Source organism: Halobaculum magnesiiphilum (genome assembly GCF_019823105.1).
GTDB classification, from domain to species: Archaea; Halobacteriota; Halobacteria; order Halobacteriales; family Haloferacaceae; genus Halobaculum; species Halobaculum magnesiiphilum.
The window spans coordinates 2439479-2452048 of sequence record NZ_CP081958.1 but is presented as its reverse complement, the minus strand read 5'-3'; the positions used below and the strand labels follow the sequence as shown (position 1 = coordinate 2452048).

Below are 12570 nucleotides of genomic sequence, written 5' to 3'. Positions count from 1 at the left end.
ACGAACCGTCGGCGAGACCCTCGATCCGCCGAGAGACCGTCGGAGATCTCACAGGATCGTTCGGACACTGGCAAGCATCGCCACGGTGGAAGGCTTATCACCTCCCCGTCTACACAGGACAACTATGCCAAGTGGCACGACCCACGGTCGGCGCGACGGCTGCGAACGAGCGACCCAGCCCCGCACGCCGATCACAATTATCGGGTCCACGACCACACCCCCCGACGGAACACGCTCGGCGGCGGCCGACGACGCGGCGCCGACGGGGACGCGCGCGGACGAACGGAGGGCCAGATAGATGCCCTCGGAGTCGACGCCAGCCCCCGACGAGCAGCCGGTGGACGCGGCCGACGCCGACGGTGCCGAGACCGACGGCGACGACGCCGCGGCGGAGACGGACGGCGGCCACGAGACGGAGCTGCAGGCGCACACGATCCGGCTCGAACTGGTCGACGAGCCGGGGCAGCTGCTCGGGGCGCTGAAACCCATCGCCGATAACGGCGCGAACCTGCTGTCGATTTTCCACGAGCGCGGGAGCCTCACCCCGCGGGGACGCATCCCCGTCGAGGTCGACATCGAGTGTCCGCCCGACCGGTTCGAGGGGATCCTCGAGGACCTCCGGGAGCGCGGCGTCAACGTGATCCAGGCCGACGCCGAGGAGTACGGCGACGAGGTGACGGTCGTCCTCGTGGGCCACCTCGTGGACACGGACCTGTCGGACACGCTCAAGCGGATCCAGGACTGCTCGGGGGCGTCCGTGGCCGACATCGACCTGTCGGCGCCGGCGGGCGCCGGGTCGTCGGCGCACTCCAGCGCCCGGCTTCGCCTGCGGGCACACGCCGGCGAGACCGCCAGCGTGATCGAGACGGTCCGGGAGGTCGCCGCCGAGAAGGACATCGACGTGATCGCCCCGCTGGAGGGCCGCCGATGAGGCTCTGTGTTCTCGGCGCCGGCGCGGTCGGCCGGGCGGTCGCGGAGTTGGCCCCCCAGTACGACAACGAGGTGACCGCGCTGGCGGACTCGTCGTCGGCGGTCGTCGACCCCGACGGCGTCGACGTGGAGACCGCGCTCGCGCGCAAGGACGCCGGGGAGGCCCTCGGCGGCGCCTCGCCGGGCGACGCGCTCGCGGCCGAGTACGACGTGCTCGTGGAGGCGACCCCGACGACGCTGGGCGACGCCGAGCCCGGCTTCTCGCACGTGCGCACCGCGCTGGAGCGCGACAAGCACGTCGTGCTCGCGAACAAGGGGCCGGTCGCCGAGCGCTACGCCGAGGTGCGCGCGCTGGAGGCCGACTCCGCGGGCGAGGTGTACTTCGAGGCGACCGTCGGCGGCGCCATCCCGGTGTGCGCGACGGTCGACGACCTCGGGGCGAAGCACGTCTCGGCGGTTCGCGGCGTGCTCAACGGGACGGCGAACTTCGTCCTCTCGCGGATGGCCGCCGAGGGCCTCGACTACGACCACGTGCTCGCGGAGGCCCAGGACCTGGGCGTCGCGGAGGCGGACCCCTCGTTCGACGTGGAGGGAACCGACGCGGCGCTGAAGTGCGTCATCCTGGCGAACGTGTTGCGCGAGGCCGACTGCGACACCCTCGACGAGCTTCGCGAGGCCGCGGTCACGCTCGCGGACGCCGACGTGGAGGGGATCCGCGACATCCCGGGCAGCGCGCTGGAGCTGGCGGCCGAGGACGGGCGGACCGTCCGGCTCGTCGGCGAGGCGACCCGCGACGGCGTCAGCGTCGGCCCGCGGCTGGTCCCGGAGAACGGGACGCTGTCGGTGACGGGCACGCGCAACATCGTCGAGATCGACCACGAGTACGCGGGCGGACTCGCCATCTCCGGCCGCGGCGCCGGCGGCGAGGAGACCGCCAGCGCGGTGCTGGCCGACGTGGCCCGACTGGAGTAGCTCGCTCCGTCTGCAACCGCCATTCGGTCTGGGTCTAACGATCGTTTCGAACCGGTCGTCGAGGATCAAACGCCCGGAACGGGGGTCCGGCGCGGTCGGAGACGACCCGTGTAACCACCACACACGGGAGGGGTACACACGACCTAATCGCAAGCAAGCGTCGGGGTGGGCTGCCTGACGTATCGAAATGGTTTTAGGGCGTTCGGACGTTACACGTCCTTACAGAGCGCCTCAGCGCTTGATTCAACAATGAGCGACAAACCCCACCAGAACTTGGCCATCATCGGCCACGTCGACCACGGGAAGTCCACGCTCGTCGGGCGGCTCCTCTTCGAGACCGGGAGCGTCCCCGAGCACGTGATCGAACAGCACCGAGAGGAGGCCGAGGAGAAGGGCAAGGGCGGCTTCGAGTTCGCCTACGTCATGGACAACCTGGCCGAGGAGCGCGAGCGCGGTGTCACGATCGACATCGCCCACCAGGAGTTCGACACCGAACAGTACTACTTCACCATCGTCGACTGCCCGGGCCACCGTGACTTCGTGAAGAACATGATCACGGGCGCCTCGCAGGCCGACAACGCGGTGCTCGTCGTCGCGGCCGACGACGGCGTCGCGCCCCAGACCCGCGAGCACGTCTTCCTGGCGCGCACGCTGGGTATCAACGAGCTGATCGTCGGGATCAACAAGATGGACCTCGTCGACTACTCGGAGGACTCCTACAACGAGGTCGTCTCCGAGGTCGAGGACCTGCTCAAGCAGGTCCGCTTCGGCACCGAGGACGCGAGCTTCATCCCGATCTCGGCGTTCGAGGGCGACAACATCGCCGACCGCTCCGAGAACACGTCGTGGTACGACGGCGAGATCCTCCTGGAGGCCCTCAACAACCTTCCGGAGTCGGAGCCGCCGACGGACGCGCCGCTGCGTCTGCCCATCCAGGACGTCTACACCATCTCGGGTATCGGGACCGTCCCCGTCGGGCGGATCGAGACCGGCGAGATGACCCCCGGTGACAACGTCTCCTTCCAGCCGTCGGACGTCGGCGGCGAGGTGAAGACGGTCGAGATGCACCACGAGGAGGTCGACTACGCGGGCCCCGGCGACAACGTCGGCTTCAACGTCCGCGGCGTCGGCAAGGACGACATCCGCCGCGGCGACGTCTGTGGTCCCGCGGACGACCCGCCGACGGTCGCCGAGACCTTCCAGGCGCAGGTCGTCGTCATGCAGCACCCGTCGGTCATCACGGCCGGCTACACCCCCGTCTTCCACGCCCACACGGCGCAGGTCGCGTGTACGGTCGAGTCGCTCGACCAGAAGCTCGACCCGTCCTCGGGCGAGGTCGACGAGGAGAACCCGGACTTCATCAAGTCCGGCGACGCGGCCATCGTGACGGTGCGCCCGCAGAAGCCCCTCAGCATCGAGCCGTCCAGCGAGATCCCGGAGCTGGGCTCCTTCGCCATCCGCGACATGGGTCAGACCATCGCGGCCGGCAAGGTGCTCTCCGTCAACGAACGGTAAATGCCCGGACAGCAAGCGCGCGTCCGACTCGCGGGCACGAGCCCCGACGACCTGGACGACATCTGCGACGACGTCCGCGAGATCGCGGACAAGACCGGCGTGGCGCTGTCGGGTCCCATCCCGCTCCCCACGAAGACCCTCGAGGTCCCGTCGCGCAAGTCCCCCGACGGCGAGGGGACGGCGACGTGGGAGCACTGGGAGATGCGCGTCCACAAGCGGCTGATCGACATCGACGCCGACGAACGCGCGCTCCGTCAGCTCATGCGGATCCAGGTCCCGAACGACGTCTCCATCGAGATCGTCCTCGAGGACTGAACTGAGGCGCACCGGACCCGTACGGGTCCCCCGTCACCGACGACCGTTCTCATCGTTTTTCACACACGCCAGCGGCGGCGCCGCCGACGGCCGCCGCCCGGCGGCACGGCTTTGTCCGCACGTCACGCAGTACTCGGCATGGTCTCCGTCCGATCGGCGACCCGAACCGGGCCGCTCCGTCCGGTCGCCGAGACGCTCGTGGTGATGACCGTGGTGTCGGCGGCGTTCTGGCTCGTCGGGCTGCTCGCGCGTCCGCTGGCGGCGTACCTGTTCGTCCTGTCGCCGCCGACGGTCGTTCACCCGTGGACGCTCGTGACCAGCGTGTACGCCCACGCAGGTGTCGGCCACCTCCTCTCGAACGCGGTCGTGGTCGTCGTCGCCGGCGTTCCCGTGGCCGCCTCGACGACCCGGGCCCGGTTTCACGGCTTCGTCCTCGCGACGGGCGCGCTCGCGGGGCTGGCGCAGGTGTGGCTCGGCGGCCTGCTCGTCCCCACGGGCGTCGTCGGCATCAGCGGCGCCGCGTTCGCGCTCGTCGGCTACGTCGCCGCCGCCAATCCCGCCGCCGACGCGCTCGGGCGCGCGGCGCGACGGCTCGACGTGTCGCCGCGGCTTCTGGTCGTCGCTGTCGGGGTACTCGCGCTGGCGGTGACGGTGGTGTTCAGCCCCGCCGGAAGCGCGCTGATCTCGCATTTCGTGGGGCTGCTTCTGGGCGTCGGCGCCGGGAGAGCCCGACTGCTCCGTGTGTGACAACCGCGCGAGGGCGGGTCGAAACGGAACCCTCAAGTGTCGGCCCGGGCTTTCAGCGAGTGCGGGCTCGTAGATCAGTGGTAGATCGCTTCCTTCGCAAGGAAGAGGCCCTGGGTTCAAATCCCAGCGAGTCCATTTAAATACGGGTCGATTGCGAAGGCCCGGAGTTCTCGCGGGAGCAGCACTAACACAGAATCCTTCAGCCGCAGCGGCGCGAACACAACTCGCGAAGGATGTGAAGTTCGCCAGCTTGTGGGGCGCGGCCACGCCGTCCCCGAAGTTTTCGGGAGGTGGTCGGCGTGAGCGTCGACACCGCCGACGTGCTCGTCTGTGAGTTCTGCGGCACCGAGATCACCGAGCACGATCAGCGCTGTCCTGCGCTCGATCACGGGGTGTGTCGCCCATGATGCGCCTCGGGTCGGACGAGTCCGGCTGCCTGCACTGCGGGGCGCACGTCACCGACCGGTTCGCCGCCGTCTTCGGCGACGGGAATAACGACGTACACCGCTGTCCCGCCTGCGATTCCATGCCGCGCATTAGCCGCGGCTCCGCAGCCGGGAAGGTCGTCGACACGCACGTCGACCCCGACGACGACCCGGCATTCAACCAGGGCGCGCGCGTCGGTGCTGCGCGGACTGACGGAGGTGACGGACGGTGAGCGTCCCGATCGTCACCGTCGGCGACGCGGACAACTACTCCGACGGTGCGTTCCGCGGCTGTACCGATCCCGACTGCGACGGCGATCTGTACTACGAGCGCGACGACGTGCTCGTCTGTCGCGGCTGCGGCACGCAGTTCTCGCACTCCTACGACCACACCGGCGAGAACGTCTTGGAACGGATCGACGTGGCCGACGACGGGTCGATCGAGACCGCCGTCGTCGCTCGTGTCTACGACCCTGCAGACGAAGTCGAGGGGTGGCGCGAAGTCGTCGACGGCGCTGATCGCGTCGAGACCGACGGGGGTGAGCAGCGGTGAACGGGTTCGAGCGATCGGGACGGAAGGTCTCGGCGTTCCCGTACATCGGGAGCAAGACGTACCTCGCGCCGTGGGTCGTCGAGCACCTCTGCGACCACGAGACGTTCGTCGTCCCATTCGGCGGCGCTGCGGGGGTGTTGCTGAACAAACCGCGGAGTCGTGCGGAGATCTTCAACGACCGCGACGAGTACGTCGTCCGATTCTTCGAGGCCGTCCGCGACCGGTCGGACGAGCTCGCCGAGGCGGTCCGCGACATCCCATACTCGCGCGGCCTGTACAACGAGTGGTCGCGACAGTTCCGCGACCCCGAGCAGGACCTCGGCGAGGATCTCGTTGAGGAGGCTGCTCGGTGGGTCTTCCTTCGGTACGCCAGCTTCAGTGGCCGCTACGGACAGCGCGCCGGGTTCGCGACCGACACGCCGCGGAAGGGGCCGCAGAAGTCCGAGATATGGGCTCGCGTTCCCGAGCGAATCCAGCTCCTCCGCGACCGCTTCAAGGGCGTCGCGATCGAGTGCGGCGACTACTCTGAGCAGTTCAAGCGGTACGACGGCGACGACGTACTGTTCTACTGCGACCCGCCGTACACCGAGGAGAAGGACAACTACTACCGCGGGCCGCTGTTCGACCACGCCGGCCTCGTCGAGACGCTCCGGGCCGTCGACGGCGAGTGGATCGTCTCCTACTCGGAGCCGCCGGAGGGTCTGGAAGACCTCGCGACGGCAGTCGTTGAGCGGAGTTACAACCGCTCGGCCTCACTCGACAACAGCGACAGGCCGGAGCGCCTGTACTGCTCGTACGATCCCGCGGCGGCGCCGATGTGGTCCGTCGTTGCTCAACAGACCCTCCCCGCGACCGACGGAGGTGAGCAGCGGTGAAGTACGTCCTCGTCGGCTGCGGCGCCGCGAAGCGCGACGAGCGCTCCGAGGCCCGCGACCTATACACGTCGACGTACTTCGCGAAGAAGCGCGCGTACGCCGAGACCGTCGGCGACGAGTGGGCGATCCTCTCGGCAGAACACGGCCTCGTCGAGCCCGACGCCGAGATCGATCCCTACGAGACCCACATCGACGATCTCGACGACCACCGCCTGAACCAGTTGGCGCATCGCATCGGAATGGAACTGATCGAGTGGCTCGTCGCCCGCGGTGCCGACACTGGCGATGAGATCATCGTGCTCGCCGGGCGCTCGTACGTCGACCCGCTGCGGGAGCGCGAAACGTTTCACGCCGGTATCGAGCCGTCCGTCTCGTTCCCGTTCGAGCAACTGGACCTCGGCGGGATCGGCGAACAGATGTCGTGGCTCGGCGAGCGCGTTGCTGCGGCGACTGCCGAGCAGTCCACGTTGATCACGGACGGCGGCGAGCCGCTCACCTGCGACGACAAGGACTGCGACGAGCCCGCTCACGTCCGCGTCTTCCCGACCCACGGTGAGACCGATCACTCGGCGCTCCGCTGTCGCGACTGCTACGAGCGAGACGCGGAACGTGACTGGTTCGATCGGTGGGCGCGTCAGATCCAGAGTCGTGACGGAGGTGACGGCCGGTGAGCAACACCAGTCTCGATCTCGACCTGTTCACCTCGTCGGAGACCGACGAGTGGTCGACGCCGCCCGAGTTCGTCCGCCCGCTCGCCGAAGCGGTTGGTGGGTTCGACCTCGACGCCGCCGCCGGTGCGGAGCGCTCCCCGATCGCCGACGAGGCGTTCACTGAGGACGACGACGGGCTCGCCCAACCGTGGCACGGCGACGTGTGGCTGAACCCGCCGTACTCCGCGATGGACGAGTGGACGCCGAAGGTCGTCTCCGAACTGCAGCGCCCCGCCGTCGACTCGATCTGCTACCTCGTGAAGGGCGACAGCAGCACCGACTGGTGGCAGGACGCCGTCGAGCACGCCGAGGCCGTCGCGATGCTCGACTCGCGGCTCGCGTTCGGTGACGGCGACGACAGCGCGCCGTTCGCCTCACACGTGTTCGTCTTCGGGGACGCGCCCGGCACCGTCCTCGACGTACTGTCGCGGCGCGCGACCGTCTTCCGTGCCGGGCACATCCATCGCGAGACCGAGCAAGAGCAGCTCGTCGGAGGTGACGGCCGGTGACCGCGATCAGCCGGTTGCATCTGCTCGGGGCGACGGTGTGGGCCTACGGCGGCGGCGGTGCGCGTGTCGTTCCGTGGACGCGGAGTGAGCACTTCTCGCGGTTCGGGGGTGAGGCCGCGTGAGCGCCGCTGCCGACGAGCGCCGCTGCTACGCCTGTGGCTCGTCTCGTGGGGTCCGCCGCCTCCCGTGCGGTGTCGACGCCTGCGCCTCGTGTGCGGCGCTCGTGGACGGCCAGCGGGGCACCTGACGATGGTGACGCGTCCGAACCCCGACGCCGCGATCATCCGCACCTGTCCGCACGAGGCTCGCGTGAATCTGAACTACGCGACGCAGGGCTCGATCGCGGACAACATGGCGCCCTACTGGGCACTGTGTCGGTTCATCCGCGCGTTCGACGGCGGTACGTCCTTCGACGCGCGGTTCCCCTGGCTCGACGGCGTCGACCCGCACCCGGTTTCCGAGGCTGACCCCGTCGACGAGGATGCGCGCGAGCAGGTCGAGGTCTCGCTGTACTACGGTACCGACGACGACGGCGACTACGCGGGGAAGATCGCGCCGCGTCCCGAGTTCGATCTGCCGCAGGACCGGTCGATGTGGGAGCCGCGCATCCAGATCGACGGCGCGGGCGAGCGGAAGGCCAACTACCTGATCCGGCCGCGCTACGCCGGTATGACCCACGTCGAGACCGGGAATGCGATCCCGTCGCCGTTCGACCACGCGGATCAGCCCGACACCGGGTTCAACGTCGAGATACAGGGGTCGAACCTCGAACTCGACGAGTACCCACACTGGTTGCGGTGCGCCTGTCAGGCGCTCGCGAACGCCCTTGACGACGACTGGTCGAGCGAGTACTTCACCCGCCCGCTGTCGACGAGCAACGTCTCCGTCCACGAGCGATACGTGCGGCTCTCGCGATCGCTCGCCGAGAAGCTCACGCGGATGGGCGGCGCCCTGCACCAGCTCGCGATGCTGCTGTCGACGCAGGACACCTCGAAGGGAGCGTACTTCTGGGACAACGGCGACTCCGGCGGTGCCATGTTCCGGCTCGTCTCGAACGCCGACGCCGCGTCGTCGATGATCCCCGGTCACGGGCTCGGGACGCAAGCGAAGTGCTACGATCCCGAGCACGAGCACTCCGACCCCGACGATCCACTGTACCACCCGAAGTTCGGACTGCTCTTTCAGGGGAAGGTCTCGGACATCCGGATCAACCGCGAGACTGTCGCGTGGGACCGCCGACACGCGCTCGTCGAGGAGCTCGAAGAACGACTCGTCAACATCCTCACGTGGGCCGGCGTCCCGATCGCGCCGAGTTCGCTCGGATCTTCGAACGACAGCGCGTCGACGTTCGTCGAGGACTGGCACTTCTCGCCAGCGGAGACGCCTCGAGATCTCGACCTCCACGACGACCCGACGCCGAAGATCGAACGGTCGCAAGAATCGATGCTCGTGCGGGCGTTCTCCCGCATGACCCCCGCCGACGAGTCGCTCACCGAGCAGCTCGTCGCCGACGGCGGCCGCGCTCACTACGACGATCTCGCCGAGGAGAGCGAGACGAGCGAGACGACAGTGTACCGCTGGTTGAAGCGGATGGGCGACGCCGTCGAGTCCCAACAGGGGACGATCACGTTCGCCTCCCAGCACCTCCGTGAGAAGTTCGAGGAGATCATCGGCCGGACCGTCACGGACGTGCAGAACAGCATCGAGCACAGTCTCCGTCACGCGGAGTCGATCCTCGAAGAAGACGCCTACGAGCGACCCTCCGGCGATGCCTTCGAGTCGTGGCGCGAGAAGTGGGGCGCCCGCGTCGCCGACGACGGCGCCGAACTACAGCTCGGCTCGTGTCTCCCGCATCCGGACGAAGGTGTCGCCAGCGGTGTGAACGCCGCCGAGGTCGTGCAGGACGGCTTTCACGCGTGGAAGGACGCGGGGAACGCTCCCGGTCACTTCCCCGGTCGCGTCCGGTGGGGCGATGATCACGGTCAGGAGCGAGTCGCCGAGGCGAACACGCTACTGCAGCACGACGCCCAGCAGGCCCGCTCGGAGGCCGTCGAGCGCCTTGCACGGACCTTCGAGGGCAACGACGTGTACGAGACCGTCGATCGCGTCCGCAAGATGATCGGCACCGGTTCGACGTGGTCCGCCGAGCAGATCCAGACCGCCGTCGAGATCGCCGGCTTCGAAATCGACATCGAGGAGCACGCACGCCCCGAGTTCGAGATCCCCGGCTGAAGCGGTCCTCGTGAGAGGCATCACTACTCAGCACCCTCTTTTTCCGCCGTCGCGCGACAGAAACGGCTGTTTTCTTGTTCACTACCAGATAGTTTCCGAGTAGCGCACCGGGAGTTGCGGGCCGGCATTCGCAGCGGGCGGGCAACACCCCTTAGGGAGTGTGCCTAAGGGCACCCCCCTACGGGGGGACAACAAAATACCACCCGCACCGCCGCAGGCGGCGCGCGAATTTTCGCAACGCTCTGCAGATATGTGCGACACGACTAAGTGACAGGCTGTCGTCGGCCCGCCCATGACCGAGCCGAGCATCACAGATCGGATCTGGATCGTCGCACTCCGTCGGTCGCAGCCGTTCACTGTCGGGGACGTGATCGAGGAGACGGGAGCGGGCGAGCGGACGGTTCGCCAGCACCTCACCGTGATCGCCGAGAACGGGTTTCTCGACCGTCGCGGCGGCCGCGGTACTGATAAGGTCCGGTATGTCCGCAGTAATCCCGTGCAGCCCATGGAGGCTACCATATGAGCGGACTTGTCGACTCCCTCCCCGATCAGCCTCTCCCGCGATCTACTGTCGACTCGCTCACGGAGCATCCTGAGATCTCGTTCGTCGGTCCCCTGTACGGAGAGCGGCCCCAGAACCGGGATTCGTGTCACGGAATGGTGATCGCTATCAACGACCGTCTGGTTGGACTCGCATGGAAGCAGTCAGGGTGGGTAGTCATTGAGCAGGAGGCGTACGACGAACTGGCGAACCAGCCAAAGGGCTCTGACGGCATCCCGTTCACACTGCAATCAGAAATGCAAGAGATGCAGAACAGGGTCGCGCAACACCTGTAGCGGCAGTTGTGAGTAAGAACTCACAGACCGAAAGTACCTCACGCGCCTTCGGCGCGTTCGGACCGCCCCGCAGTACGGGCGCCTGACCCGGCGCCCTACCGCCCCACCGCGTCGGTCGGCGGCCTGTCGGACAATGGCCGGATGTTTCCGCTAATGTATGTTAATGCGTAACAATACAATTAGAGGGACATCGGTGCCCTTGTGCAGATTTGCACATTAGCGGTCGCGTGCTTACTCATCGACAGTCCGTAGAAGTTGTCTGGCGCGCTGCTCACCAACGTTCAGCACGTCGGTGGATATCTCTCCGACGCTCGCGTCGCGAACCTTTCGCTCGGTGCGGTAGCCCTGCGCGACGAGTGACCACGATGTATCCGGGCTGATCCCAGAAACGGACTCCGCGACGCGCCGCAGATGCGCGGCGTCCTCGTCGGCCGCGATGCCGAACCGGCGCTCGCGAGGTCCGACGCCGCAGCGCCGGGGTCGAATCAGCCTGAGATGCTCGTGACTAACAGCCCCCCGACCCTCACCGCTCGCTCGTCGCGACTTTCTCGATGCAGCCGTCGGACTACGCCGGCGACTCGAGCGAGCGTATTTTGCCATTGGCGCTGCGAGAGGGCTACGAGTATGCCTATGACAGTGGCGGCAGGAGTCAAGTATCGACGCGCCGAATAAGAACGAAGTCTTCGAGTCACTCGATGAGTCGTGAGTGCTGCTCAGTTAATTTGGGAAAGCGTTGAATCCATCCGTTCTTGAGATATCCCACTGCACAAGCACCGTGCAATGGTTACTCGCTGAGATCAGTAACCGTGTCCCCCGTTGACGTTGAATCGGAGGTCAAATGTTATTTCATCCTGAACCGCGGCCAACCTCATAAATATATGCTGATACTATCAATAGATATATTGAAACCGGTGTATTGAAGCCAAGTCAATATTACTCCACAACAAATGCAGATATTAATCACAGGTGCACCTGGGTGGCTGGGGACAGAGCTCGTAAAACAGTTGGACGAAACCGAGCACGACGTTCACTGTCTCGTCCTTCCGAGAGAGGATACTTCAGAGTTAGAGCCCTACGACATCACGGAGCATTCAGGAAATATTCTGAAACCGGAGACGCTGGATGCTGCGTTCAGTGATGATGTTGACGTCGTCTTCCACTGTGCGGGTATCATTCACCCTCCGGATCTGTTCGGCTCTGACATGTTTTTCGACATCAACGCTGATGGTACCAAGAACATGCTCGAGGTCGCGAACGACTATGATATCGAGCAGTTTGTCTACGTCTCATCGAACGCCGCTCAAGGATTCAACGATTCCCCGAACGAGCTGATGACGGAGGAGATGCCGTGTCAGCCCGAGAGTAACTACGGCGAGTCGAAGTACGAGGCCGAACAACACGTCCGGCGGTATCATCAGGAATTCGGCCTGGACTATACCATCGTCCGACCCTGCTGGTACTACGGACCGCGACAGCCCGACCGGATGAACCGCCTGATGGACATGATCAAAGGCGGCCATCCGATCGTCTTCGGGAACGGGATGAATCTCCGGAGTATGACGTACGTTCCGAGCCTTGTCGAGGCGTTGATCTCGGTTATGAACCAGCCAGATGTCTCCAAAAATGAGACATACTGGATCGCGGATGAGAAACCGTATACGACAAACTACATCTACCGAACGATTGCTAATCTGCTTGGCGTAGCGGACGATCTCCGTCCGCTCTACGTCCCGACTCCTATCTCGCGCCTCATGGAGATTGCCGATGTGACGCTCGGTAATTTGGGATTGTATGAGCAGAATATCCACGTCGCTGGCGAGATGTCGCGCCATATCGCGTGTGACCCCTCGAAGGCGATGGACGAACTCGACTGGGAACCCCCAACTGATCTCACTGAAGGCATGCGCGAGGGCGTTGAGTGGGCGCGAGAGCACGGCGAGTTGTAGCTGA

The 12570-nt window shown here is 66.3% G+C and carries 16 protein-coding genes and 1 tRNA gene; all 17 read left to right on the top strand.

From position 1 onward, the window contains the following. Positions 1-298: 298 nt before the first annotated feature. The 17 genes from K6T50_RS12515 (at position 299) to K6T50_RS12445 (ending at position 12566) form a co-directional block, all read left to right on the top strand. On the top strand, positions 299-931 hold the full coding sequence (locus K6T50_RS12515; protein ID WP_222606920.1) for an amino acid-binding protein: 633 nt from the start codon (positions 299-301) through the stop codon (positions 929-931). Then, a complete protein-coding gene (locus tag K6T50_RS12510; RefSeq protein WP_222606919.1) occupies positions 928-1902 on the top strand; it encodes a homoserine dehydrogenase in 975 nt (324 codons plus the stop codon). The genes K6T50_RS12515 and K6T50_RS12510 overlap by 4 nt, the downstream gene beginning before the upstream one ends. 249 nt (positions 1903-2151) lie before the next feature. Further along, positions 2152-3417 carry a translation elongation factor EF-1 subunit alpha gene (gene tuf / locus K6T50_RS12505; RefSeq protein WP_222606918.1) on the top strand — a complete coding sequence of 422 codons (1266 nt, stop codon included), beginning with the start codon at positions 2152-2154 and terminating at the stop codon, positions 3415-3417. Next, positions 3418-3732 (top strand): 30S ribosomal protein S10, encoded by a 315-nt coding sequence (gene rpsJ / locus K6T50_RS12500; protein WP_073306642.1) that lies wholly within the window; start codon positions 3418-3420, stop codon positions 3730-3732. A 138-nt stretch (positions 3733-3870) separates the two neighbouring features. After that, complete coding sequence (locus K6T50_RS12495; protein ID WP_222606917.1) at positions 3871-4479, top strand: rhomboid family intramembrane serine protease; 609 nt, start codon at positions 3871-3873, stop codon at positions 4477-4479. A gap of 63 nt (positions 4480-4542) precedes the next feature. Beyond that, positions 4543-4614, top strand: a tRNA-Ala gene (locus K6T50_RS12490). A 268-nt stretch (positions 4615-4882) separates the two neighbouring features. Next, positions 4883-5137 carry a DUF7563 family protein gene (locus K6T50_RS12485; protein ID WP_222606916.1) on the top strand — a complete coding sequence of 85 codons (255 nt, stop codon included), beginning with the start codon at positions 4883-4885 and terminating at the stop codon, positions 5135-5137. Next, positions 5134-5457, top strand: a complete 324-nt coding sequence (locus tag K6T50_RS12480) for a hypothetical protein (RefSeq protein ID WP_222606915.1) — start codon at positions 5134-5136, stop codon at positions 5455-5457. The genes K6T50_RS12485 and K6T50_RS12480 overlap by 4 nt, the downstream gene beginning before the upstream one ends. Further along, a complete protein-coding gene (locus K6T50_RS12475) occupies positions 5454-6332 on the top strand; it encodes a DNA adenine methylase (protein ID WP_222606914.1) in 879 nt (292 codons plus the stop codon). Before K6T50_RS12480 ends, K6T50_RS12475 begins: the two co-directional genes overlap by 4 nt. Then, on the top strand, positions 6329-7003 hold the full coding sequence (locus tag K6T50_RS12470; protein ID WP_222606913.1) for a DUF6884 domain-containing protein: 675 nt from the start codon (positions 6329-6331) through the stop codon (positions 7001-7003). Before K6T50_RS12475 ends, K6T50_RS12470 begins: the two co-directional genes overlap by 4 nt. Further along, the gene (locus K6T50_RS12465) at positions 7000-7551 is read left to right on the top strand and encodes a phage N-6-adenine-methyltransferase (RefSeq protein ID WP_222606912.1); all 552 of its coding nucleotides are present in this window, start codon (positions 7000-7002) and stop codon (positions 7549-7551) included. The genes K6T50_RS12470 and K6T50_RS12465 overlap by 4 nt, the downstream gene beginning before the upstream one ends. Continuing rightward, on the top strand, positions 7548-7673 hold the full coding sequence (locus tag K6T50_RS19160) for a hypothetical protein (protein ID WP_275673103.1): 126 nt from the start codon (positions 7548-7550) through the stop codon (positions 7671-7673). Before K6T50_RS12465 ends, K6T50_RS19160 begins: the two co-directional genes overlap by 4 nt. Continuing rightward, a complete protein-coding gene (locus K6T50_RS19155; RefSeq protein ID WP_275673102.1) occupies positions 7670-7798 on the top strand; it encodes a hypothetical protein in 129 nt (42 codons plus the stop codon). The genes K6T50_RS19160 and K6T50_RS19155 overlap by 4 nt, the downstream gene beginning before the upstream one ends. A gap of 2 nt (positions 7799-7800) precedes the next feature. Then, the gene (locus K6T50_RS12460; protein WP_222606911.1) at positions 7801-9783 is read left to right on the top strand and encodes a DUF7845 domain-containing protein; all 1983 of its coding nucleotides are present in this window, start codon (positions 7801-7803) and stop codon (positions 9781-9783) included. A 292-nt stretch (positions 9784-10075) separates the two neighbouring features. Further along, the gene (locus K6T50_RS12455; protein WP_222606910.1) at positions 10076-10306 is read left to right on the top strand and encodes a helix-turn-helix domain-containing protein; all 231 of its coding nucleotides are present in this window, start codon (positions 10076-10078) and stop codon (positions 10304-10306) included. After that, entirely contained in the window at positions 10303-10620 is a 318-nt protein-coding gene (locus K6T50_RS12450) for a DUF7964 domain-containing protein (RefSeq protein WP_222606909.1), read from the top strand. The genes K6T50_RS12455 and K6T50_RS12450 overlap by 4 nt, the downstream gene beginning before the upstream one ends. A gap of 947 nt (positions 10621-11567) precedes the next feature. Further along, a complete protein-coding gene (locus K6T50_RS12445; protein WP_222606908.1) occupies positions 11568-12566 on the top strand; it encodes an NAD-dependent epimerase/dehydratase family protein in 999 nt (332 codons plus the stop codon). Positions 12567-12570 lie beyond the last annotated feature (4 nt).